Source organism: Martelella sp. (assembly GCF_984369615.1).
Map to the genome: position 1 here is coordinate 1 of NZ_CFHTCS010000028.1, position 22,767 is coordinate 22,767.

26 protein-coding genes are annotated in these 22,767 nt (G+C 64.1%); 14 read left to right on the forward strand and 12 right to left on the reverse strand.

Annotation, left to right across the window (positions count from 1 at the left end; all coding sequences use genetic code 11):
- Nucleotides 1-160: 160 nt before the first annotated feature.
- Entirely contained in the window at nucleotides 161-601 is a 441-nt protein-coding gene (locus AC5DC2_RS04320; RefSeq protein ID WP_491697596.1) for a DMT family transporter, read from the reverse strand.
- Complete coding sequence (locus AC5DC2_RS04325) at nucleotides 598-1,092, reverse strand: DMT family transporter (protein WP_024709123.1); 495 nt, start codon at nucleotides 1,090-1,092, stop codon at nucleotides 598-600. Before AC5DC2_RS04325 ends, AC5DC2_RS04320 begins: the two co-directional genes overlap by 4 nt.
- Before the next feature lie 233 nt (nucleotides 1,093-1,325).
- Here AC5DC2_RS04325 and hisB point away from each other — a divergent pair, with 233 nt between their 5' ends.
- The 7 genes from hisB to coaA are packed head-to-tail and all read left to right on the forward strand — an operon-like array spanning nucleotide 1,326 to nucleotide 5,946.
- Nucleotides 1,326-1,934, forward strand: coding sequence for an imidazoleglycerol-phosphate dehydratase HisB (hisB, locus tag AC5DC2_RS04330; RefSeq protein ID WP_491697597.1), 609 nt, complete (start codon nucleotides 1,326-1,328; stop codon nucleotides 1,932-1,934).
- Nucleotides 1,935-1,944: 10 nt separating this feature from the next.
- Nucleotides 1,945-2,397 carry a DUF2628 domain-containing protein gene (locus tag AC5DC2_RS04335; RefSeq protein WP_491697598.1) on the forward strand — a complete coding sequence of 151 codons (453 nt, stop codon included), beginning with the start codon at nucleotides 1,945-1,947 and terminating at the stop codon, nucleotides 2,395-2,397.
- An 11-nt stretch (nucleotides 2,398-2,408) separates the two neighbouring features.
- Nucleotides 2,409-3,059, forward strand: coding sequence for an imidazole glycerol phosphate synthase subunit HisH (hisH, locus tag AC5DC2_RS04340; RefSeq protein WP_491697599.1), 651 nt, complete (start codon nucleotides 2,409-2,411; stop codon nucleotides 3,057-3,059).
- Nucleotides 3,060-3,097: 38 nt separating this feature from the next.
- Nucleotides 3,098-3,832 (forward strand): 1-(5-phosphoribosyl)-5-[(5-phosphoribosylamino)methylideneamino]imidazole-4-carboxamide isomerase, encoded by a 735-nt coding sequence (hisA, locus tag AC5DC2_RS04345; protein ID WP_024709119.1) that lies wholly within the window; start codon nucleotides 3,098-3,100, stop codon nucleotides 3,830-3,832.
- Nucleotides 3,829-4,611: an imidazole glycerol phosphate synthase subunit HisF gene (gene hisF, locus AC5DC2_RS04350; protein ID WP_491697600.1), complete on the forward strand. Its 783-nt coding sequence runs from the start codon at nucleotides 3,829-3,831 to the stop codon at nucleotides 4,609-4,611. The genes hisA and hisF overlap by 4 nt, the downstream gene beginning before the upstream one ends.
- 16 nt (nucleotides 4,612-4,627) lie before the next feature.
- Complete coding sequence (locus tag AC5DC2_RS04355; protein WP_491697601.1) at nucleotides 4,628-4,951, forward strand: phosphoribosyl-ATP diphosphatase; 324 nt, start codon at nucleotides 4,628-4,630, stop codon at nucleotides 4,949-4,951.
- Nucleotides 4,948-5,946 carry a type I pantothenate kinase gene (gene coaA / locus AC5DC2_RS04360; protein WP_491697602.1) on the forward strand — a complete coding sequence of 333 codons (999 nt, stop codon included), beginning with the start codon at nucleotides 4,948-4,950 and terminating at the stop codon, nucleotides 5,944-5,946. The genes AC5DC2_RS04355 and coaA overlap by 4 nt, the downstream gene beginning before the upstream one ends.
- A 152-nt stretch (nucleotides 5,947-6,098) precedes the next feature.
- On the opposite strand, the gene AC5DC2_RS04365 is transcribed toward coaA, so the two are convergent.
- Both AC5DC2_RS04365 and arfB read right to left on the reverse strand, forming a co-directional pair.
- Complete coding sequence (locus tag AC5DC2_RS04365; protein ID WP_491697603.1) at nucleotides 6,099-6,749, reverse strand: alpha-ketoglutarate-dependent dioxygenase AlkB family protein; 651 nt, start codon at nucleotides 6,747-6,749, stop codon at nucleotides 6,099-6,101.
- Nucleotides 6,750-6,752: 3 nt separating this feature from the next.
- On the reverse strand, nucleotides 6,753-7,190 hold the full coding sequence (arfB, locus tag AC5DC2_RS04370) for an alternative ribosome rescue aminoacyl-tRNA hydrolase ArfB (RefSeq protein ID WP_024709114.1): 438 nt from the start codon (nucleotides 7,188-7,190) through the stop codon (nucleotides 6,753-6,755).
- 256 nt (nucleotides 7,191-7,446) lie between these two features.
- Between arfB and AC5DC2_RS04375 the strand changes: the two genes are divergently transcribed.
- Complete coding sequence (locus tag AC5DC2_RS04375; RefSeq protein WP_491697604.1) at nucleotides 7,447-7,890, forward strand: glyoxalase superfamily protein; 444 nt, start codon at nucleotides 7,447-7,449, stop codon at nucleotides 7,888-7,890.
- An 81-nt stretch (nucleotides 7,891-7,971) separates the two neighbouring features.
- Here AC5DC2_RS04375 and AC5DC2_RS04380 read toward each other — a convergent pair whose 3' ends face one another.
- Nucleotides 7,972-9,579 (reverse strand): phosphoenolpyruvate carboxykinase, encoded by a 1,608-nt coding sequence (locus tag AC5DC2_RS04380; RefSeq protein ID WP_491697605.1) that lies wholly within the window; start codon nucleotides 9,577-9,579, stop codon nucleotides 7,972-7,974.
- A gap of 337 nt (nucleotides 9,580-9,916) precedes the next feature.
- On the opposite strand from AC5DC2_RS04380, the gene AC5DC2_RS04385 reads away from it, so the two are divergent.
- The 5 genes from AC5DC2_RS04385 (at nucleotide 9,917) to AC5DC2_RS04405 (ending at nucleotide 13,905) form a co-directional block, all read left to right on the forward strand.
- Nucleotides 9,917-10,639, forward strand: a complete 723-nt coding sequence (locus AC5DC2_RS04385; protein WP_491697606.1) for a response regulator transcription factor — start codon at nucleotides 9,917-9,919, stop codon at nucleotides 10,637-10,639.
- Nucleotides 10,640-10,843: 204 nt separating this feature from the next.
- The gene (locus AC5DC2_RS04390; RefSeq protein ID WP_491697615.1) at nucleotides 10,844-12,550 is read left to right on the forward strand and encodes a stimulus-sensing domain-containing protein; all 1,707 of its coding nucleotides are present in this window, start codon (nucleotides 10,844-10,846) and stop codon (nucleotides 12,548-12,550) included.
- The gene (locus AC5DC2_RS04395; RefSeq protein ID WP_491697607.1) at nucleotides 12,547-13,041 is read left to right on the forward strand and encodes an HPr kinase/phosphorylase; all 495 of its coding nucleotides are present in this window, start codon (nucleotides 12,547-12,549) and stop codon (nucleotides 13,039-13,041) included. The genes AC5DC2_RS04390 and AC5DC2_RS04395 overlap by 4 nt, the downstream gene beginning before the upstream one ends.
- Nucleotides 13,042-13,216: 175 nt before the next feature.
- Nucleotides 13,217-13,618: a PTS sugar transporter subunit IIA gene (locus tag AC5DC2_RS04400; protein WP_024709108.1), complete on the forward strand. Its 402-nt coding sequence runs from the start codon at nucleotides 13,217-13,219 to the stop codon at nucleotides 13,616-13,618.
- Between the two features lie 8 nt (nucleotides 13,619-13,626).
- On the forward strand, nucleotides 13,627-13,905 hold the full coding sequence (locus AC5DC2_RS04405) for an HPr family phosphocarrier protein (protein ID WP_024709107.1): 279 nt from the start codon (nucleotides 13,627-13,629) through the stop codon (nucleotides 13,903-13,905).
- Between the two features lie 25 nt (nucleotides 13,906-13,930).
- On the opposite strand, the gene AC5DC2_RS04410 is transcribed toward AC5DC2_RS04405, so the two are convergent.
- Nucleotides 13,931-14,665: a Crp/Fnr family transcriptional regulator gene (locus AC5DC2_RS04410; RefSeq protein WP_024709106.1), complete on the reverse strand. Its 735-nt coding sequence runs from the start codon at nucleotides 14,663-14,665 to the stop codon at nucleotides 13,931-13,933.
- A 254-nt stretch (nucleotides 14,666-14,919) separates the two neighbouring features.
- Here AC5DC2_RS04410 and AC5DC2_RS04415 point away from each other — a divergent pair, with 254 nt between their 5' ends.
- Nucleotides 14,920-15,999, forward strand: a complete 1,080-nt coding sequence (locus AC5DC2_RS04415; protein WP_491697608.1) for a glycosyltransferase family 4 protein — start codon at nucleotides 14,920-14,922, stop codon at nucleotides 15,997-15,999.
- A 35-nt stretch (nucleotides 16,000-16,034) separates the two neighbouring features.
- Here AC5DC2_RS04415 and AC5DC2_RS04420 read toward each other — a convergent pair whose 3' ends face one another.
- The 6 genes from AC5DC2_RS04420 to AC5DC2_RS04445 form a co-directional block, all read right to left on the reverse strand.
- On the reverse strand, nucleotides 16,035-17,555 hold the full coding sequence (locus AC5DC2_RS04420) for an aldehyde dehydrogenase (NADP(+)) (RefSeq protein ID WP_491697609.1): 1,521 nt from the start codon (nucleotides 17,553-17,555) through the stop codon (nucleotides 16,035-16,037).
- Between the two features lie 47 nt (nucleotides 17,556-17,602).
- Entirely contained in the window at nucleotides 17,603-18,745 is a 1,143-nt protein-coding gene (locus AC5DC2_RS04425) for a fumarylacetoacetate hydrolase family protein (RefSeq protein ID WP_491697610.1), read from the reverse strand.
- A 184-nt stretch (nucleotides 18,746-18,929) separates the two neighbouring features.
- Complete coding sequence (locus tag AC5DC2_RS04430; RefSeq protein ID WP_491697611.1) at nucleotides 18,930-20,408, reverse strand: tripartite tricarboxylate transporter permease; 1,479 nt, start codon at nucleotides 20,406-20,408, stop codon at nucleotides 18,930-18,932.
- Between the two features lie 3 nt (nucleotides 20,409-20,411).
- Nucleotides 20,412-20,855 carry a tripartite tricarboxylate transporter TctB family protein gene (locus AC5DC2_RS04435; protein ID WP_491697612.1) on the reverse strand — a complete coding sequence of 148 codons (444 nt, stop codon included), beginning with the start codon at nucleotides 20,853-20,855 and terminating at the stop codon, nucleotides 20,412-20,414.
- Nucleotides 20,849-21,817, reverse strand: coding sequence for a BMP family protein (locus tag AC5DC2_RS04440; protein ID WP_491697613.1), 969 nt, complete (start codon nucleotides 21,815-21,817; stop codon nucleotides 20,849-20,851). The genes AC5DC2_RS04435 and AC5DC2_RS04440 overlap by 7 nt, the downstream gene beginning before the upstream one ends.
- The coding region (locus tag AC5DC2_RS04445) for a Bug family tripartite tricarboxylate transporter substrate binding protein (protein ID WP_491697614.1) at nucleotides 21,814-22,767 on the reverse strand (954 nt) is incomplete at its 5' end. The genes AC5DC2_RS04440 and AC5DC2_RS04445, both read right to left, overlap by 4 nt.

Consider the following 22,767-nt stretch of genomic DNA (forward strand, 5'->3'; position numbering starts at 1 on the left):
CCTTGCGCACGGTGATGATGGTGGTGGCGTGCATGGTGCCGAAGGGATTGTGTTCGCTCATGATAGTCACCTCGTTTCCGGCTTCGCAAAAAGGCGCGCGAAGCCTGTCCGGCTTCCTATGTAGGCAGCCGTGCCTCATTTGCAATCCGTGAGGCCTGCCTCAGCTTGCGACTTGCGGTTTCTTGCGGCTCTGGGCGATGATCATGCCGACAAGGATGAGCGCCAGTCCCGCAAGCCTCAGCAGCGGCTGGCCCTCCACGCCTTCGACCACATCCATGAGCGCGCTCATGCACATCTGGCCGCCGATGATCAGCACCGCGGTGTTGACTGCGCCGATCTTCGGGATGACCCAGGAGCCCGCAGCGACGAAGATGACGCCGACCGGGCCGGCAAGGTACCCGTAGAGCGGGACCTCGGAGACCGTCGGCGGGATCAGCCCGCCGATGATGACGGCAACCACGCTGACGGTGATGAACCCGACAATGTGGTTGTAGAAGGAGGAGACCATCGGCGAGGTGGAGACGCTGAGGCGTCCGTTGACCTGACGGCTGATACCGACGAGAACGCCGGCGGCAACGGCGAAGAGGATCGGAAAGATCATGCCTCGGCCCCTCCCGACATGATGACGAGGACGGAGCCCGAAAGGATGAACAGGACTGCCATCAGGTCGCGCAGGTCGAGACGGCGCGCCGGAAGGCCGAACAGGCCCCACTGGTCGGCGGCAAGCGAAAACAGCACCTGGCCGCCGAGACCAAGGGCGATCGCGCCCGACAGCGCCAGGGGCGAATTGACCGCGAGCGAAGCGGCAACGACGGTGGCGGCACCAGAGACGCCGCCGAGATAGCCCCACCAGGGCACGCGGATTTTCTCGGCTCTCGGGCCGCTCTCGCCCGCTCCGGATTTGCGGAACCGGAGAAAGACGAGAATGGCGATGGCCGCCAGCGTGCCGCAGCCGTGGCCGGCCCAGGAGGCATACATGGGCGAGCCATAGAGCGCGACGACCGCGTTCAGGTGGGTCATCACGGCCATGATGCAGCCGGCCGCAAAGGCGGCAAGGAAATAGATGAGCGAGGGGCGGGCTGGAGATGACATGAGGGGAGACTTTCCGGAGGCATTCATCTGTCAGGCTGTAGCCGAGAACGCTCCGCATTGAAAGGCGCAAGCGACGGCGAATGCCGGTCGTCTGTGAAAAACCATGCGACGACCTTGAAAACGTCAAGACCGGTATCCCTGCCCGATCCGATGTTCCCGCTTTTCTTTTGCGCTTGCCGGGCCTGCCTGTTAAGAAACGGCGATACCGCATGTGATGGAGAGAGACGAAGAGAATGGCAGCCGAAAGCGAAGCCCGCCGCGCCGAGATTGCGCGCAAGACCAGGGAAACCGCCATTTCCGTTTCCGTCAATATCGACGGCAGCGGCGAGGCGCGGATTTCGACGGGGATCGGCTTTTTCGACCATATGCTCGACCAGCTTTCCCGCCATTCGCTGATCGACATGAGCGTTGAGGCGAAGGGCGATCTCCATATCGACGATCATCACACGGTGGAGGATGTCGGCATCGCCATCGGCCAGGCGCTGGCAAAGGCGCTGGGCGACCGCGCCGGGGTGACGCGTTATGCCTCGATCGACCTTGCCATGGACGAAACCATGACCAAGGCCGCGCTCGACCTTTCCGGCCGGCCGTTTCTGGTCTGGAATGTCGCCTTCCCGTCGGAGAAGATCGGCACGTTCGACACCGAGCTTGTGCGCGAATTCTTCCAGGCGCTGGCCCAGAATGCCGGCATCACGCTGCATGTGCTCAATCATTACGGCGCCAACAGCCACCATATCGCCGAGACCTGCTTCAAGGCCGTGGCCCGCGCGCTGCGCGCCGCCGCCGAGATCGATCCGCGCCAGAAGGGCCGCGTGCCGTCGACAAAGGGCATGCTCGCCTGAAGGAGGCCCGATGGGAAGTTACCTCGTTCTGATCCCGCCCGGCGACAATGATCCGGAGAAGATCCGCTTCATCCGCGACCGCTTCGCCTGGCTTGCCTTTCTGTTCGGCCCGTTCTGGCTTCTGGCCAACCGGGCATGGCTGGCGGGCTTCATCACCCTTGGGCTTTCGATCGCGCTGGCCGTTGCCGGTTACTTCGAGCCGCTTTCGCTTGGCGCAAGCGCCGCCTCGCTCGCGCTCAACCTGCTGATCGGGTTCGAGGGGCGCGAATGGAAGGCGCTTGCCATGGAACGTCGCGGCTTCATGCCTGATGGCGTGGTGGTCGCGCCCGATATCGAGACGGCGGAAGCGATCTATTTTGCCGGCCGGAACGAGAGGCCCATATTCACCGATTTCACCTCCGGCCCCGCCGGCAATCGCGCTGCGATGCCTTCCGGCATCGGCCTGATGGACACCTATTCTTGAAGATGACGATGATGAAAGTTGCGATAATCGATTACGGCTCGGGCAATCTGCGCTCGGCGACCAAGGCGTTTGAGCGGGCCGCGCGCGAGGAAGGTCTCGATGCCGAGATCATCCTCACCGACAAGGCCGAGATCGTGGCAGCGGCCGACCGCATCGTTCTGCCGGGCGTCGGCGCCTATGCCGATTGCCGCGCCGGGCTGGATGCCGTGCCGGGCATGGTCGAGGCGATCCGCGAGGTGGCCGAGGACAAGGCCCGCCCCTTCCTCGGCATCTGCGTCGGCATGCAGCTGATGTCCGAGCGCGGGTTGGAAAAGACCGTTTCGGAGGGTTTCGGCTGGATTGCCGGCGACGTGACCGAGATCACGCCGGCCGATCCGGACCTCAAGATCCCGCAGATCGGCTGGAACACGCTGACGCTGAACACGCCGCATCCGCTCTTCGACGGCATCCCGACCGGCGAGGACGGCTTGCACGCCTATTTCGTCCACTCCTATCACCTGGCCGCCAAAAAGCCGGAACAGGTGATCGCCACCACCGATTACGGCGGCCCCGTCACTGCCTTCGTCGCCGACGGCAACAAGGCCGGCGCGCAATTCCACCCGGAAAAGAGCCAGACGCTGGGCCTGAAGCTGATCGCCAATTTTCTGACGTGGACGCCGTGAGGCGGCCCCTAATTTCTATTTCGAGAGACTGAAGCCAGATGATCCTTTTTCCCGCCATCGACCTGAAAGACGGCCAGTGCGTGCGCCTCAAGCTCGGCGATATGGAGCAGGCGACGATCTACAATCCCGATCCCGCCGCCCAGGCGAAAGCCTTCGAGGACCAGGGCTTTACTCATCTGCATGTGGTGGATCTGAACGGCGCCTTTGCCGGCGAGAGCGTGAATGGCGCAGCCGTCGACGCTATCCTGAAGGCGACGAAAAACCCGGTGCAGCTTGGCGGCGGCATCCGCTCGCTGGAGCATATCGAAAACTGGCTGTCGAAGGGTCTTGCCCGCGTCATTCTCGGCACGGTCGCCGTGCGCGATCCGGAACTGGTGAAGGCCGCCTGCAAGGCGTTTCCCGGCAAGATCGCCGTCGGCATCGACGCGCGCGGCGGCAAGGTGGCGGTCGAGGGCTGGGCGGAAGCGTCCGAGCTTGAGGTGGTGGAGCTTGCCAAACGCTTTGAGGGCGCGGGCGTTGCCGCGATCATCTACACCGATATCGACCGTGACGGGGTGCTGACCGGCATCAACTGGGATTCAACGCTGGCGCTGGCCGCCGCCGTCAACATCCCGGTCATCGCCTCAGGCGGTCTCGCCTCGATGGACGATATCGCCCGCATGACCAGGCCCGACGCCCAGATCCTCGAAGGCGCAATCTCCGGCCGCGCACTTTATGATGGCCGGATCGATCCAGCCGAGGCGCTTGAGATGCTGAAAGGTCTGCCGTCATGACACTCAAAGCCCGCGTAATCCCCTGTCTCGACGTCAAGGACGGACGTGTCGTCAAGGGCGTGAACTTTGTCGACCTGATCGATGCCGGCGATCCGGTGGAGGCGGCGCGCGTCTATGACGCTGCGGGCGCCGACGAGCTCTGCTTTCTCGACATCACCGCCACCTCCGACAATCGCGAGACGATCTTCGACGTGGTGACCCGCACGGCCGAACACTGTTTCATGCCGCTCACCGTCGGCGGCGGGGTGCGCACGGTGGCCGACATCCGCAAGCTTCTGCTGTGTGGCGCAGACAAGGTGTCGATCAATTCGGCCGCGGTGAAGAACCCGGATTTCGTCGCCGAAGCGGCCGACAAGTTCGGCAATCAGTGCATTGTGGTGGCGATCGACGCCAAGCGGCGGACCGAAGTCCCGAAGGAGGGCGAAAGCGCCTGGGAAATCTATACCCATGGCGGACGCCAGCCGACAGGGATCGATGCCGTGGCGTTTGCGAAAAAGGTTGTCGCGCGCGGCGCGGGCGAAATCCTGCTGACCTCGATGGACCGTGACGGCACCAAGGCCGGTTTTGATCTGGAGCTAACGCGCGCGATCGCCGATGCGGTTTCCGTTCCGGTCATCGCCTCCGGCGGCGTTGGCAATCTCGACCATATGGTCGAGGGCATTCGCGAGGGCCACGCGACGGCCGTGCTCGCCGCCTCGATCTTCCACTTTGGTACCTATTCCATCGGCGAGGCAAAACAGTATATGGCTGATCACGGCATCGCCATGCGTCTCGACTGAGACGGGGAGGAACGATATGTCCGAATTCACACTCGCCGATCTCGAGGCGATCGTCGCCGAGCGCGCCAAGGCTTCTCCGGAAGAAAGCTGGACGGCCAAGCTCGTTTCCAAGGGCCAGCGCAAGGCGGCCAAGAAGCTTGGCGAGGAAGCCGTCGAAACCGTGATCGCGGCCATCGCCGAGGACCGGGAGAACCTGAAGAGCGAGACCGCCGACCTGCTCTACCATCTGCTCGTGGTGCTGAAGATCGCCGATATTCCGCTCACCGAAGTCATGGACGAACTGGCAAGGCGTACCGGCCAGTCGGGCCTTGCCGAAAAGGCGGGGCGCGCGCCTTCATGATCCGCGAGTTCGAGGACACGTTTCTGCAGGACAATGCCGGCGAGGACCTGACCGACCCGGTCTCGCCCTACCGTTTCTTCTCGGCGGAAGAATGGTCGCGCTTTCGCGCCGACACGCCGCTGACGCTGACGGCGGAAGAAGTGCGCAAGCTGCGTTCGCTCAACGACCCGATCGAGCTTGAGGAAGTGCGCCGCATCTATCTCTCGTTGTCGCGGCTGCTCTCCACCCATGTGGAAAGCTCGCAGATGCTGTTTCGCCAGCGCAGCCGTTTCCTGAGCTTCGGCGAGCAGGACAGCAAGACGCCATTCATCATCGGCGTTGCCGGGCCGGTCGCCGTCGGAAAATCCACCACCGCGCGCCTCCTGAAGCAATTACTTGCCCGCTGGCCTTCCAGTCCCAAGGTCGATCTCGTCACATCCGACGGCTTCCTGTTTCCCAATGCGGTTCTGGAAATGGAAGGGCTGATGCGCCGCAAGGGCTTTCCCGAGAGCTTCGACACGGCGGCGATCCTCAGGTTTCTCTCCGCCATAAAGGCCGGCATGCCGAATGTGAAGGCGCCGCTTTATTCGCACCTGAGCTATGACGTGATGCCGGACGCCTACGTGACCGTCGACCGGCCGGATATCCTGATCTTCGAGGGGATCAACGTGCTGCAGGCGCGCAGCCTGCCCGCCGGCGGGCGCATGGTGCCGATGGTGTCCGATTTCTTCGACTTCTCGATCTATATCGACGCCGATGTCTCGCTGATCCACCACTGGTATATCGAGCGCTTCAAGAAGCTGCGCAACACTGCTTTCCGGGATCCCGCCTCCTATTTCCACCGCTACGCCCTGCTTTCGGAAAAGGACGCGCTGTCGACGGCGGAAGACCTCTGGAACAATATCAATCTCAGAAACCTCGAGGACAACATCATCCCCACACGCCCCCGCGCCGATCTGATTCTCCGCAAGGGCCGGGATCACCTTGTGGAAACGGTGGCGCTGAGGAAGCTGTGAGGCGGGTTGCGCCCGATCGAGTTGGGGGCGTCTTCGATGTCAGCGGCGGTCTACCCTATTGAATCTAGGCATGGTGCCTTCCGCAGCGCCGCGTCGCCTTGACAGTGAACTGCGTCCGCCCGTTGTTCTTCCCCTCCTGCGGTCACCTCGGGTCAAGCCCGAGGATGACGCTGCAGAGGCGGAGAGCCTACCCGCCGCAGCGTCAGGTTGATCCGCCCGCCATGCTTCAGCAGTGTCGAGGTGCCCGGATAGGTCCGGGTCACGCCGTGATAGGCAAGCCGGCTCTTGCCGGAAAGCAGCACGATGTCGCCGCTTGCAAGTTTCAGCGATTGGGCCTTGTCCTTGCGGTCCGTGCCGCCGACGCGGAAGAGACAGGTGTCGCCGAGCGAGACGGAAAGCACGGGGGCTGAGAAATCGGCCTCGTCGCTGTCCTGATGCATGCCCATCTTCGCTGTGTCATCGTAGAAATTGATCAGGCAGGCTTCCGGCGGCTCGGCATAATCCGCAAGGTCGCGCCAGAGGGCTATAAGCCGTTCGGGCATTTGCGGCCACGGCCTGCCGGTGACGGGGTGGGTCGCCTGATAGCGATAGCCGCCCTGCTTGTCTGTAACCCAGCCGAGCGGGCCGCAATTGGTCATCCGCACGGACATCGCTTTCCCCGTGCGCGGCATGGTCGGCACATAGAGCGGAGCTTGCGTCACCACGGCGCGGATGTCTTCGACAAGGGCCTCCTGCGCTGCGCGGTCGAGATAGTCCGGCAGATAGCGAAATCCTTCGGGCAAAACCGGCTTGTCGACGCTCATGGTTTACTCGTCCGGCGCGGGCTTGCCGCGCGCCTTCTTGATTTCCGAGCGGCCGGCCTTGGCCTTCAGGCGGCGCTCGATCGAACCGCGCGTCGGCTTGGTCTTGCGCCGGCGCGGCGGCGGCGGCGCGGCGGCGGCGAGGATCAGTTCCCTCAGCTTCTCGCGCGCCTCCTCGCGGTTACGCTCCTGGCTTCGGTGGGCATTGGCCTCGATCAGCAGAACGCCCTCCTTGGAGACCTTGCGGCCGCCAAGGCGCATCGCATTGCGCTTCACGCGTTCGGGAAGGGAGGGCGAGGCTGCAACGGGAAAGAACAGCTGCACGGCGGTTGCCACCTTGTTGACGTTCTGCCCGCCGGGCCCGCCGGAAAGCACGAACTGCTCGGTCAGCTCCCAGCCGAAAATGGTGATCCGGTCATTGATGATGAGATCGCGTGATGCCATGGCCCGCGTTATCCCACGCAGTCGTCCGGTCTTCAAGGCCGCAATCGCCGGTGAAACGGCTTCTGCTTGACGCGGACGGCAATGCGGCCTATTGAGCGGCGACGGCAAGGGACGCCGGCCGCCCGCGGTTTTTTGAAACCTTGGTGAAGTTCCCCTTGAACCGATGAGCGATGTGTTGAAAACCTTGCGCATTCGCGGTTCCGGCAATGCGGGCACCGAACCACCAGACAGGCGAATGCGAAGGAAAGACTTCGCCATGTCCACCATTATACCGCTGCCATCGCTTGAGAGCCTCAAGGATCAGGCAAAACGCCTGCGCGCCCATCTCGGGCGGGAGGGCGAACCGATCACCCATTCCCGCGCGCTTGAACTGATCGCCGTCCAACACGGCTTCCGCGACTGGAACACGCTTCATGCCAGGATCGGCAATCGCCCGCCGCTCAACCCGTGGGTGCTCGGGTCTCGCGCTTCGGGAACCTATCTCGGGCATCCCTTCGAAGCCGAGATCCTTTCCGTCAGCGCCTTCGCCGGCAAGCCCGGGCACTACCGGCTGACGCTGAAATTCGACGAGGCGGTCGATGTCGTCACGTTTGACAGTTTCTCGGCCTTCCGGCGGCGCATCAACTGCACGGTCGACGAAACCGGCCGGTCGCCGGCGAGAACGTCGGACGGCAGGTCGCATGTGGAACTCGCCTGGTAGGCTCTTCGACGACCTGCGAAAGAAGAAATGCCCGGCGCCTGACGGCGACCGGGCATTTCCCACGCTCCTCCTGCGTATACTTCAGGCGGCGGCCAGCATTCCCGGCGCAGCGGCTTTCACGTTGGCATCCACATGATCCTCGAATTTGGCGAAATTGGCGACGAACATGTCGACAAGTTTCGCCGCCTGCGCGTCATAGGCGGCCGGATCGGCCCAGGTGCCGCGCGGATTGAGGATCGCCGCATCGACGCCGGGAACGGCGACCGGCACCTCGAAGCCGAAATTCGGGTCGATGCGGAATTCGGCATCGGCGAGCCGGCCGGCAAGCGCCTCGGCCAGCATCGCCCTTGTCTGGCGGATCGGCATGCGCGAGCCCGCGCCATAGGCGCCGCCGGTCCAGCCGGTATTGACCAGCCAGCACTGCACGCCGTGCCTTGCGATCAGCGATTTCAGCAGGTTGCCGTACTCGGTCGGATGGCGCGGCATGAAGGGGGCGCCGAAACAGGTTGAGAACGTCGCCTCGGGCTCGGTCACGCCCTTTTCCGTGCCGGCCACCTTGGCGGTGTAGCCGGACAGGAAGTGATACATCGCCTGGTCTGGCGTCAGCCTGGCGATCGGCGGCAGCACGCCGAAGGCGTCGGCCGTCAGCATGATGATCGTCTTCGGATGCGGCGCGAGGCCGGTGCGCGAGGCGTTGGGGATATAGTCCAGCGGATAGGCGCAGCGGGTGTTTTCGGTCAGCGATCCGTCATCGAAATCGGGCTTGCGGTCGGGTCCGAGCACGACATTTTCCAGAACCGTGCCGAACCGTTTCGTGGTGGCGTGGATCTCCGGTTCGGCTTCCGCCGAGAGCCGGATGGTCTTGGCGTAGCAGCCGCCCTCGAAATTGAACAGGCCGTTTTCGCCCCAGCCATGCTCGTCATCGCCGATCAGCGTGCGCGACGGATCGGCCGAAAGCGTGGTCTTGCCGGTGCCCGAAAGACCGAAGAACACGGCCGCGTCGCCTGCATCGCCGACATTGGCGGAGCAGTGCATCGGCATCACGCCGCGCGCCGGCAGGAGGTAGTTGAGGGCGGTGAACACCGACTTCTTCATTTCACCCGCATAGGATGTACCGCCGATCAGCACCAGGCCGTTTTCCAGGTCGCAGGCGATCACCGTTTCGGTGCGGCAGTCGTAGCGCTTCGGATCGGCGACGAAGGAGGGAAGGTTGATGATGGTCAGCTTCGCCTCGAAGTCCTCCAGCGCGCTGCGCTCCGGGCGGATCAGGAGATTGCGGATGAACTGGGCATGCCAGGCATATTCGGTGATGACGCGCGTCGGCAGGCGGTTTTCGGCATCCGCGCCGCCGATCAGGTCCTGCACGAACAGGTCCTTGCCCGCGGCATGGGCCAGCATGTCGGCCTTGAGCAGCGCAAAATGCTCCGGCGACATCGCCTTGTTGTTGTCCCACCAGATCTGGTCTTTCGTCTTGTCGTCGCAGACGACGAACTTGTCCTTGGCGGAGCGGCCGGTGTGCTGACCCGTCAGCGCCCTGAGCGCGCCGTCCGCCGTCAGAACCGCTTCGCTGCGGCGCAGCGCCTCCTCGCAGAGTTCCGACGGCATCAGATTGTAGTAAACGCCGGCAAGGTCCTTCAGGCCTGCCGCCTCAACCAGAAAACGGCGATTGTAGATTCCATGCTCCACCATGCGAAATGCCTCTCTAAACGAAATCTAATTTTTTAAAAACATATTAAATTCGTTCGTATCAGACAACAGGGAATCTGACAAAATATAACAATATCATGCATTTAATCGATTAAAGAAAATTCCCGAAATGAACAATTTCAGGATTATGAAGGATTCTCAGGCTGTTAACCGGCTGCAACCGGAAATCTGCAAATTCGATTTGATGGGATTGATCGCCCGTTTTGGTTGGTCCTGCCACAATTTGTTCCAGTTTTTTTCCAACAAATGCTAGAAATGACGAGACGGCGGACAATCTCGCCGTCCAAGGACCATAAGACTGCAGTCAGGGAGCCCCAAAATGCAGACGATCGCGCTCGTGGATGACGACCGGAACATTCTGACCTCGGTGTCGATTGCGCTGGAATCCGAAGGCTATCGCGTCGATACCTATACCGACGGCGCCACGGCGCTGACCGGGCTGCAGGCCAATCCGCCGCAGCTTGCGATCTTCGACATCAAGATGCCGCGCATGGACGGGATGGAGCTTCTGCGGCGCCTGCGGCAGAAATCGGATATCCCGGTGATCTTCCTGACCTCGAAGGATGAGGAGATCGACGAGCTTTTCGGCCTGAAGATGGGCGCCGACGACTTCATCACCAAGCCCTTCTCCCAGCGACTTCTGGTGGAGCGCGTGCGCGCCGTCCTGCGCCGCGTCGCCGCCCGCGAGGCCGCCATTGCCGGTGTCGGCGCCAAGCCGGGCGAGGGCGAGACCAACCGTCCGCTGGAGCGCGGACCGCTGGTGATGGACCGCGAGCGCCATACGTGTACCTGGAAGGGCGACCCGGTGACGCTGACGGTCACCGAATTCCTGATCCTGCACTCGCTTGCCCAGCGCCCCGGCGTGGTCAAGAGCCGCGACGCGCTGATGGATGCGGCCTATGACGATCAGGTCTATGTCGATGACCGCACGATCGACAGCCACATCAAGCGCCTGCGCAAGAAATTCAAGCTGGTTGACACCGATTTCGATATGATCGAAACCCTCTACGGCGTCGGCTATCGCTTCCGCGAGGCCGCCTGAAGGCAGGCGGCGTCAGCCGGAAGCCTTCAGGCGCGCGTGACCACACAAAGACCGCAATCGCGGGCTTGATAGCGGCTCAGGCAGCCAATGCGGGCAGGGCGAAGATTGACGAGCGACACGGCCAGAGACAAAGCCCCGGGCGGCGGTGCAGGCGGCCTTGCCGGCAGAAAAAGGGGCCGGCGCTGGCGCAAGCCCTTTGCGGCGATGCGCTGGGTGCTGGCGTCCACCGTTTTCTCCAGCCTCAACTGGCGCATCCTGTTCTTCAACCTTCTGGCGCTGTTCTTCCTTGTCGGCGGCATCCTCTATCTCAACCAGTTCCGCGAGGGGCTGATCGACGCGCGCGTTGAAAGCCTTCTGACCCAGGGCGAGATCATCGCCGGCGCGATCGCCTCTTCCGCCTCGGTCGAGACCGACACGATGACCATCGACCCGCAGGAGCTTCTGGAACTGCAGGCCGGCGAGAGCGCAAGGCCGACCTCCAGCGACGAGGACCTGCGCTTCCCCCTCAATCCGGAAAAGGTCGCGCCGATCCTGAGGCGGCTGATCTCGCCGACGCGCACGCGTGCGCGCATCTATGATCCGGATGCCAATCTGATCCTCGATTCGCGTTTTTTGTATTCGCGCGGCCAGGTGTTGCGCTACGACCTGCCGGACACCGAGAAATCGGCGGCGGAAAGCGTCTCGGACAAGCTCGGAAGCCTGATGAACCGCTTCCTGCAGCCGGGCAACCTGCCGCGCTATGAGGAAGCGCCCGGCGGCGACGGCTCGATCTACCCGGAAGTGACGAAGGCGCTCGACGCCCAGCGTTCGGCCGTGGTCCGGGTCACCGACAAGGGCGGGCTGATCGTCTCCGTCGCCGTGCCGATCCAGCGTTTCCGCGCCGTGCTCGGCGTGCTGCTTCTGTCCACCCAGGCCGGCGACATCGACAAGATCGTCCATGCCGAGCGGATCGCGATCATCCGCGTCTTCGCGGTGACCGCGCTTGTCACCATGATCCTGTCCTTCATGCTGTCTTCGACGATCGCAAGTCCGCTGCGCCGGCTTTCCGAGGCGGCCGTCAGGGTGCGTCGCGGCGGCCCGCGCGAGCGCGAGGAAATACCGGATTTCTCGGCCCGTCAGGACGAGATCGGCCATCTGTCGACAACGCTTCGGGAAATGACGACGGCGCTCTATGACCGCATCGACGCGATCGACAGTTTCGCCGCCGATGTCGCCCACGAGCTGAAGAACCCGCTCACCTCGCTTCGAAGCGCGGTGGAAACCCTGCCGCTCGCCAAGACGGAAGAATCGAAGGCCCGCCTGACCGAGATCATCCAGCACGATGTCCGCCGCCTCGACCGGCTGATCAGCGACATTTCGGATGCGTCGCGGCTGGACGCGGAGCTCGCCCGCGAGGATGCCAAGCGGTTTGACGCCGAGGCGCTCCTGAAGGACCTGATCACGATTTCGCGCGAGACCGGCAAGCGCAACCGCAGCGTCGAGATCGGTTTCTCCGCCCATCCCGGCAATCACGGCAAGGGCGCCTTCGAGGCCTTCGGCCATGATCTGAGGATCGGCCAGATCGTCACCAATCTGATCGAGAATGCCCGCTCCTTCGTGCCGGAAAAGGGCGGACGCATCGACGTGGCGCTGACCCGCACGCGCAGCCAGATCGTCATCACCGTCGATGACAACGGTCCGGGTATCAGGCCGGATGCGCTGGAGCGCATCTTCGAGCGGTTCTATACCGACAGGCCCGATGGCGAGGCTTTCGGCCAGAATTCCGGGCTCGGCCTTTCCATTTCCCGCCAGATCGCCGAGGCCCACGGCGGCACGCTGACCGCCGAGAATGTTTCCGATCCGGAGACCGGCGAGGTCAAGGGCGCCCGCTTTACCCTCAAGCTGCCGGCCGCCACCGGCAAGGCGCAATGACGGAGCGCGGCGGCACCAATCTTCACGCGAGCGCGATCGTGCTTGGTTCGACCGGCATTCTGATCAGCGGACCTTCGGGCGCGGGCAAGAGCGAGCTTGCCCTAGCCCTTCTCCACGGCGCCCGGCTCAACGGGCTTCATGCGGCGCTGGTGGCCGACGATCAGGTGCTGATTTCGTGCGTTGCCGGCCGGGTGATCGCCGGTGCTCCGGCCGCAATTGCCGGGCTTATCGAGATTCGCGGATCCGGGCTGGCCAAAATCCCTCATCTCGAGAGCGCGGTGATGGATTTCGCCCTCATGCCGGTGCCCTCCGACGCGGCCGAGCGCATGCCGCCGTCCGACAGCAGGCTTCAGCTCGAAGAGGGGGGCGATCTGCCGGCGCTTTTCCTGCGCTGGCCCGCTCCGGACCCTTTCTCGAAGCTTGCGGCGCTCAGCCCCGGGCTTGACACCGGCCGTCCGGCTCTTCCCGCGCGCGCCGACGCGGAAGGGTGAAGCGTCGTCCGTCGGCCTCGACATGCACCCGGCCTGCATCGGCAGGCACGGCTCGCCTGTTTTCATATGGTATTTTCGCCCTTTTGGCTTGCACTTCGCGCCGGCTTCGACAAGATGCGGGGCGAAAGGCCGCGGGCGGACGCAGGCGGTTGCTGTTTTAAGGAGTGGCGCGAAGATGATCGGACTGGTGCTTGTGACCCATGGTGGCCTTGCGGAGGAATTCCGGCTGGCGGTCGAGCACGTCGTCGGGCCGCAGGACGCCATCGAAACGGTTTCGATCGGCCCCGAGGACGACATGGATCGCCGCCGCGACGACATTCTCGCCGCCGTCGGCAAGGTCGACAGCGGCAACGGCGTCATCATCCTGACGGACATGTTCGGCGGCACGCCGTCCAACCTCGCCATTTCGGTCATGAACAACGGCACGGTCGAGGTGATCGCCGGCGTCAACCTGCCGATGCTGATCAAGCTCGTGGCCGTACGCGCCGACAATGACATGGCGAAGGCGCTTGCAGAGGCCGAGGATGCGGGCCGGCGCTACATCAATGTCGCAAGCCGCGTCCTCAGCGGGAAATAGAAGGCCCGATGGAAGACCCGGTCTCGCGTGAACTCACCATCGTCAATCGCAGGGGGCTCCACGCCCGCGCCTCGGCCAAATTCGTCCAGACGGTGGAGAAGCTCAATGCCTCCGTCAGCGTCGCAAAGGACGGGATGACCGTCGGCGGCACCTCGATCATGGGGCTGATGATGCTGGCGGCAGGAATCAACAGCACGATCATCGTTTCGGCTGCCGGTCCCGAGGCGGAAGCGGCCCTCGACGCCATCGAGGCGCTTGTCGCCGACCGCTTCGGCGAGGAAAGCTGAAAGCCGTCGCAGTGGCCGCGCCCGGTCAGTTCTCGGGAAACCAGCTCGTGTCGATGGAGGCATGCCGGTCAATGAAATCGCAAAGACCGATCAGCTTGTCCTCATCCAGCACCTCGACCGAGCCGTTCTCCCGCCGGATCAGGCCGTCCTTTTGCAGGGCCGTGAACGAGCGGCTGACATAGACATTGGTCAGCCCCAGGACATCCGAGATTTCCGTCTGGTTGAGCGGAAGCCGTATGACGGTCGACATCGGCTTGTTGGCGATCCTGAGGCGCGCCATCAGGTCGAGCAGGAAATAGGCGATGCGTTCGCGCGCGCTCATGCGGCCGATGGCCTGCAGAAAATCCGACATGATCACCTGATTGCGCACGGCAAGCGCAAACAGCAGCGCCGCAAGCTGCGGCGCGTTCGAGAACACCTGGTCGAGATCCTTCTTCGGAAAGGGGCAGAGACGCACATCCTCGGCCGCCTTCAGCACCGTGGTCCGTTCTTTGAAGGCAATGTCGGGAAAACCGATAATGTCGCCGGGATGGTGGATCTCGACGATCTGGCGCCGTCCGTCCTTCATGTCGGCATAGCTGTAGAGCCAGCCTTGCCTGACCACGTAAAGATTTGCGTTGCTGTCGCCCTCCGCATGGATTTCGGCGCCCTTGGCATAGTCACGCTCCTCGCGCTCCAGGCATGCGATACTGTCCAGCGAGCGCTGGCTGAGCGGCACATAATGCGACAGTTTCTGTACCAGACAGCTGTTCTGGCTCATTTCCCCCAACCTCCGGCGTGGTTCATAAGGCCCCTTCAAATACGTTCAGGAACTGGGAGAAAATGGCGTGCCCGGTGCTTCGCCGCAACGAAAAAGTAAACGAAAGCACGCTTTCAGCGACTTTATTTCGCAAAATCTTCTGATTTCAAACCAGTTTAATGCAGGCTCGGGCGCAAGGGTTCAGTAAGGGGCTCAACACGAGGAGAACCTGAATGTCCGAAGCCCGCCTCACGCGGCGGAAGGGGGCACGCTAAGTGTCCTCCGCCATAGCCATTATCGACCCGTTCTGCCTGACGCCCGCAACGATCACCGCCTCCACCAACGACCGTGTCGGAGGCACCGAGGCCGTCGTTCTCAAGGTGGCGCGCGCTCTCTGTGACGATTTCCGCTTCCATTTTTACCAGAACGGGCGGCTCGACATGGACCGCGACGACTGCGGGCTTTACCGCCCGCTCGATGCCGTCAGCGCCGCAAATCTTGCCGGCGTCACCGGCATCATCGTCATCAATTCCTGGAAGGCGGCGCTGAAGGCGCGCCGTCTCAATCCCGGCTGCCTGATCTTCCTGTGGTCGCACACACATCCCGGCCGGCACAACCGGCGCATGGGCGAGGCGCTGGCCGAGGCGCAGATCGAGATCGTTTGCAGGTCGCAGGCCCACGCCGCGCATGTGACGCAGTTCCTCGCGCCCGAAAACCGGCGTCTGCCGAAGATCGGCTGGATTCATTCGCCGGTCGATGACGATCTGGTCGCCGACGACACCCCGCGCGATCGCGACCGGCTGTTCTTCCCCGGCATGCCGCTCAAGGGCATTTCCGAGGTTCTTGCGAAATTTGCCGAAATCAGAAAGAGCAGGCCGGAACTGAGACTCGACATCGCCGAGCCGGGCAGCCTGGCCTGGCCGGAGGAAGGCGGCCTTGAGGGTGTCAATTTCCTCGGCCGGCTTTCCCGCGCCGCGCTGATTGCCCGCATGCGCCGCTCGCTCTGCGTCTTTTATCCGCAGACCCGCAACGACGACGCGTCCGGCCTGCTGCTGGCCGAGGCCAATGCCGTCGGCACGCCCGTCATCGTCCAGCGCGGTCTCGGCGCCAATGAGGAGATCGTCGGCACATTCGGGCAGGTCTTCGACACCGATGACCTGAAGGCGCTCGGCGAGCGCATCGACATGTGGCGTCTCGCGCCCCCCATGGTCAATGTTCGTCCGGCGCTGCGGATGAGGGCGGTTGCCGGTGAATGGCGGGAGAAGCTCGGCGCCAGGCAAGAGGGGAAGCCTCATCCGCCGGGCGTTGTTCCGCCGGGCCTTGCCGCCACGGCCGCCGCCGCCCCCGAAAAATAGCCGGACGTCCTGCGCGGCGCGCCCGGCGTCCCCGCTCAGCCCATATGGCGCAGATCCTCCGGCAGAAGCGCGGATGGCATGCTCTGGTAGCAGACCGGGCGGAGGAAACGCCGGATCGCCAGCGTGCCGACGGAGGTGGCGCCGAAATTGGTCGATGCCGGGTAGGGGCCGCCATGCACCATGGCGTCGGCAACGGCAACGCCGGTGGCGAAGCCGTTGGCGAGCAATCGGCCCGCCTTGCGCTCCAGGAGCGGCACAAGGCTCTGCGCAAACTCGACATCGTCATTATCCATGTGCAGGGTACAGGTCAGCTGGCCTTCAAGCCGTTCAGCGATGGCGCGCATCTCCTGGGCATTGGCCGCCATCACCACGATGCCGAGCGGGCCGAAGACCTCATGGGCAAGCTTCGGATTGGCGAGGAAGTCCCGGCCTGCGACGGTAAAGAGCGCCGGCGCGCCCTCGCGCCCGTCGCAATCGCCCTTCACCAGCGTTTCGACGCCGTCAACGCCTTCGATTTCCGCTCGCCCGCGCCGGAAGGCCTCGGCGATCCCCTCCGTCAACATCACCGTCGGGCCGACTTCGCCAAGCGCCTTGGCCGCCGCCTCGGCGAAGCGATCGGATTCAGGGCCGGCAAGCGTGATGACGATGCCGGGACTGGTGCAGAACTGGCCGACGCCCATGGTGAGCGACCCTGCCCAGCCCTGCGCGATCTCCTCGCCGCGATTGGCGAGCGCGTCGGGCATGAGGAAGTTCGGATTGACCGAACCCAGTTCGCCGAAGAAGGGAATGGGCTCGTCGCGCCGCGCGCAAAGGTCAAACAGCGCCTTGCCGCCGGCAAGCGAGCCGGTAAAGCCGACGGCCCGGATCAGCGGATGGGTGACGAGCGCGCCGCCGGCCTCATGCGAGGCGCCCTGCAGCAGCGAGAAAACGCCCGGATGAATGCCGCTTTTTTCGGCCGCCGCCGCAATCGCCTCGGCGACGATCTCGCCGGTGCCGGGATGGGCCGGGTGGCCCTTGACCACGACCGGGCAGCCGGCGGCGAGCGCCGATGCCGTATCGCCGCCGGCGGTCGAAAAGGCGAGCGGGAAATTGGAGGCGCCGAAGACGGCAACGGGCCCGATCGGCCTTTGCACCATCTTCAGATCCGGGCTCGGCGGCGTGGCGTCGGGATTGGCCGGATCATGGCGGCGGTCGAGATAGTCGCCATTCAGGATATGGCGGGCGAAGAGGCGCAGCTGACCGGTGGTGCGCCCGCGCTCTCCCTCCAGGCGCGCGGCCGGCAGACCCGTCTCGGCCGAGGCGATCTCGGTGATGTCGCCGGCGCGTTTCTCGATCTCGTCCGCAATCTTGTTCAAAAACGCCGCGCGGTCCCTGCGCGTGGAATAGCCGTAGGTCCAGAAGGCCGCCTCGGCGGATTTGACCGCCTGGTCGATCAGCTTGTCATTTCCCTCGCAGAAGGCGTGGGGCTCGCCGCTGACGGGCTTTGAGAGAAAGGTGATATCGGTTCCGATCCATTCGCCTCCGACCAGATGCCTGCCATGCGGTTTGAAACTCATCGTCATTCTCCTCGGGCTTTGCGATTTCTTGCGTTTTGTCTTGTGGTTTAAAGAAGGTCGCGCGCGGCGAGATTGGTCATCAGGGCGCGCATGCCGAAGGTCCAGGGCGCGCATTCGGTCGACAGGCGCACGGTGTTTTCAAGCCGTCCGAGCCCTTTCGCAGAGATCGTCACGCGGTCGCCCGGCTTGTGGGTGAAGCCCTCGCCGGGGACATCCCGGTCCTTGGTGGGCGCGAACAGCGTGCCGAGATAGAGCATGAAGCCGTCAGGATACTGATGATGCCGGCCGATGGTCTGGGCGACCAGCGCTTCCGGGTCTCGGCTGATTTCCGACATCGAGGAATGTCCCGTCATTTCAAATCCGTCTTCACCCTCGACCCGCAGCGCAACCTCGGCGTCGCGCACATCGTCAAGCGTGAAGCCGCTGTCAAACAGCCTGATCATCGGGCCGATCGCGGCGGAGGCGTTATTGTCCTTGGCCTTGCCGAGCAGGAGCGCGGAACGGCCCTCCACATCGCGCAGATTAACGTCGTTGCCGAGGGTCGCGCCGACGATCCTGCCGGCAGAGGATACGGCGAGAACCACTTCGGGCTCAGGATTGTTCCATTTCGAGATCGGATGGAGGCCGACCTCGGCGCCAGGACCGACGGCTGAAAGCGCCTGCGCCTTGGAAAACACCTCCGCGTCCGGGCCGATGCCGACTTCCAGATACTGGCTCCACAGGCCCTCGCGGATCAGCGCTTCCTTGGCCGTGGCCGCGGCCTCCGATCCCGCCTCGATATTCTTCAGGCTGGCGCCGATCGCCGCGCCGATTCGCGCGCGGATCGCCTCCGCCTTTTTGGGATCGCCCGCCGCCTTCTCCTCGATCACCCGTTCGACCATGGAGCGGGCGAAGGTGACGCCGCAGGCCTTGATTGGCTGCAGATCGCAAGGGCAGAGAAAATGGATGCGGCTCTCGTCGCCCGGCTTTGCGGCGGCGATTTCCTCCAGCGTGCCGAGCCGGAAGCCCGGGGCCTCGCTGACATAAAAGGCCGGATCGTCCATCTCGCAGATATCGCGTGACAGCGGGGCGATCGCGGCGGTGATATCGTAAACCGCGCCGCCGCGCAGCGTTACCACAGCCGGGCCGTTCGCCTCGGGCAGGAAAACGCGTCCGAGCCAGGTGCCGTTGAAGTCGTCGATGATCGTCATAGCGAAATGTCCTCATGCGCGGCGCGTCTTGCACCGCCTCCCGTGCCGGCGCGACGCTCTGCCAGGGACGAACGCCGGGCACGCATCGCCCGCAGCATGGGCGCCGACCATCTACACTTAGGCCAACCGGCGCCGGGTTTAAAGCGCAGAACGGAATTTGGAAGGGTTTCGCTGTGGCAGGCCGTCAGTTGATCGATTTTGCCAGCCGTTTCAACCACGGCATGGCTGTCAGCATCAGAAGCAGGATCGAGATCGCGATCATTGCGGCCGAGCCGGGGTGCTCAAGGAAGGTCATGGGATCGCCGCGCGAGAGCAGCATGGCCCGGCGCAGATATTCCTCCATCATCGGCCCCAGAATAAAGCCGATCAGCAGCGGCGCGGGCTCGTAGCGATAGAGCCGCAGCACATAGCCGAGCACGCCGAAGCCGAGCATGGCCCAGACATCGAAGAGCGAATGGTCGAGGCTATAGACGCCGATCGAGATCAGCACGACGATGGTGGGATAGAGGAAATAATGCGGGACTCGCAGGAGCCGGACCCAGATGCCGATCAGCGGAATGTTGAGCACCAGAAGGAAGAGATTGCCGAAGAGGAAGGAGACGATCAGGCCCCAGAACAGCTGGGGATGATCGGAAATCAGGCGCGGCCCGGGGGTCACGCCGTGGATCATCAGCGCGCCGATCATCAGCGCCATCGTCGTGGAGCCCGGAATGCCGAGCGTCAGCGTCGGGATGAAGGCGGTCTGGGCGGCGGCATTGTTTGCCGATTCCGGCACGACCACGCCCTCGATCGCGCCCTTGCCGAAATTGGCGCGGTTGGGCGAGACGCGCTTTTCCACCGCATAGCCGATCGAGGAGGCGACCGTCTGGCCGGTTCCAGGCAATGTGCCGAAAAAGCTGCCGATCAGGCTGCCGCGAATGGCGGGCCCGAGCGAGCGCAGCCATTCGCCGCGCTTGGGCAGGAAGCGCTGCCAGGAGACTTTTTCCGTGGCATAGGAGGCGGATGCGCCGCGTGCCGAATACATCGCCTCCGACACGCCGAAGAGGCCCATGGCGACGACGACGAGATTGATGCCGTCGCGCAGGTCCTGGACGCCGCCGGTAAAGCGGGTGGCGCCGCTGTTGACGTCAACGCCGATCGTGCCGAGCAGCACGCCGAGCGTCACCATCATCACGCCGCGCAACGTGCCGGAGCTCGAGACCACGGAGGCCGCGACAAGGCCGAGCAGCATCACCGCGAAATAATCCGCCGGTTCCAGCAACAGCGCAAAATCGGCAAGCACTGGGGCAAGCGCGGCGATCACCAGAATGCCGAACACGCCGCCGAAAAAGGAGGCGAGCGCGGTCATCAGGAGCGCCACGCCGGCGCGGCCCTCGCGCGCCATCGGATAGCCGTCGAGGCAGGTGATCGAGGAGGAGGGCGTTCCCGGGATATTGAGCAGGATGGAGGCGATCGAGCCGCCATATTCCGCGCCGTAATAAACGCCAGCCAGCATCACCAGCGCGGTTTCGGGCGGCAGGTAGAAGGAGACCGGCAGCAGCATGGCGACGGCCGCGAGCGGCCCGAGACCCGGCAGAACGCCGATGAAGGTGCCGAGAAAACAATAGAGAAGGTTGGAGGCCGTGGTGGCGGTGGCAAAGCCGAGGGCGAGATTGTCGAGCATGGGTCAGACCCCCCGGAAGGCTTCGAGCGGCAGTCGGAGGCCGACGATGAAGACAAGCCAGACGCCGAGGACGGCGCCGATGACGAGACCGGCGCGCCGCAGCGGCGAGAGCGCGCCTACGGCATAGCTTGCGATCAGCACGCAGACGCCCGCGCCCGGCAGAACGCCGAAACGCGGCGTCACCAGCGCGAAGCCGGCGACGGCGAGCGCAATCGGCACCACCGTGCGCCAGTCGATCTTCAGATGTTCGGCGCCGGCTTTCATGTCTTCTACAAGGGCGACGGCGGACAGGATGACGAGGATACCGCCGGCGATCAGCGGAAAGGCGCCGGGGCCCATGCGGCGCGACGTGCCGAGATCGAGGGCGGTGACGGCGCCGATGACGAAGACGAGCGCGATTGCGCCGATCAGAAGCGTGCCCGCCTGCGCCGAAAGCTTTCTCAGCATTGTCCCGTCTCCGATTCCGGTTCGAATTCCGCGCCCTCATAGGTCTCGCGGACGATGATCTGGCCCTTGCGGATGCCTTCGGCGGCGGCCGCGACCCGTTGCGCAATGGTTTCGGGCACATCGGCCGCGAGCGCCAGCGAAGCATAGTCGCCCTCCGGGAGGCCAAGAGTGACCGGTTCCCGCGGCAGGCGTCCCGCCGCGACATCGGTAATGGCGCGCTCGACTCCGAGATCGATGCGCGCCAGCGCAGAGGCGACAAACACATCCGGCGCGAGCGCCGTCCAGTCGAGCGCATTGCCGATCTGTCGGCAGCCGGCTGCCCGGCAGGCATCGATCGCGCCCTGTCTCGCGCCGTTCAGCATGGTGAAGATGATATCCGCCCCGGCCCTGATCTCGGCATCGGCCCAGCGCCGGGTAATCGCATTGTCATCCTGCGAGCCGCAGAAGGCCGTCAGCACCGTGACGCCGGGATCGGTCTCCCTCACCCCTTGCACGAAGGCGGCGCGGCCCTTCATGCCCGGGCGAACGCGGTGGCCGGACAGATGGCCGACCGTTCCGGTCCTCGTCATCAGCGCTGCGAGGCAACCGGCGAGATAGGCCGAATGTTCCTGCGCGACATCATAACTTGCGAGGTTTTGCCCATGGGCGTGGCCCTGAACGATGGCGAAGGGTTTTTCGGGCCAGTCGAGCGCAAGCACTGGCATGACCCGGTCGCCCTGGCCGCCGATGAAGACCAGTCCGTCGAAATCCGGCATGATCCGGTCAAGGCTCTCGAGGATCTCGGCCGTATCATAGGCCAGCCCGTCGATGATGCTGAGCTGCGCGGTTCCGGCACGCGCTGCCTCTCGCGCGCCGGCAAGACCGCTGGCATTGAAGCCCGCATCCTCCGCCTCGCCGATGACGACGACGGCAATCTGCGGCAGAGCGGATTTTTCGGAAGCAAGCGGGCTGATGCGCATCATTCACTCGCCTGTTTGACGAGGGGCGCCCATTCTGCGACGCCGTCCGCGACATAATCGGTGAATTCATCGCTTGTCATCGTGCCGCCGACAATGCCCCAGGTCTCGAACTGGGCAATGACCTCATCGGCGGCCAGCGCGGTGGCGAGCGCGCCCTGAAGCGTCGCCACGATTTCCGGATCGACGCCGGCGGGGGCGGAAATGCCGAGCCAGTTTTCGGCAACGATATTATAGCCGAGTTCGGTAAAGGTCGGGGTGTCGGGCAGGGTGTCGAGACGCTCGGGCGCGGAGACGGCGAGCGGGATGGCCGTTCCCTCGGCAACGGCAGGCAGGTTCTGCGGCACGGCATCGAAGATCACCGGGATGACGCCGGCGCGGAAATCAAGCCGCATCGGGCCTGAGCCCTTGTAGGGGATGTGCGAGAGTTCGACGCCCGCCTCGCTCTCATAGGCAACGGCGACGACATGGCCCCAGGAGCCGACGCCGGAAGAGCCGTAATCCAGCATGCCGGGTTCGGCCTTGGCCTTTTCGACGAAGGCCGCCATGTCCGGCGTTTCAAGCCCGGGCGAGACGAACATGCCGAGATGGACGGCGCCGATATAGCCGATATGGGTGAAATCGGCGACCGGATCATAGGGCGTGTCGGGGAAGCTCGTCGGCGCGACGTTGAACGGTGTCAGGTTGGACAGCATCAGCGTGTAACCGTCGCCTGCGGCATTCTTCAGCTCGGTCGCGGCGACCGTGCCGGCAGCGCCCGGCTTGTTTTCAACGACGAATTGCTGGCCAAGCTCGGCGCCGAGCTGTTCGGAAAGCAGGCGGGCGACGAGATCGCTGGAGCCGCCGGGCGGGAAGGACACCAGGATACGAACGGGCCGCTCGGGATAGTCCGCTGCGAGGGCGGCGGGCGCGAGGGCTGCAAGGGCGGTGGCGGCGAGGATCAGGGATTTCAGCGG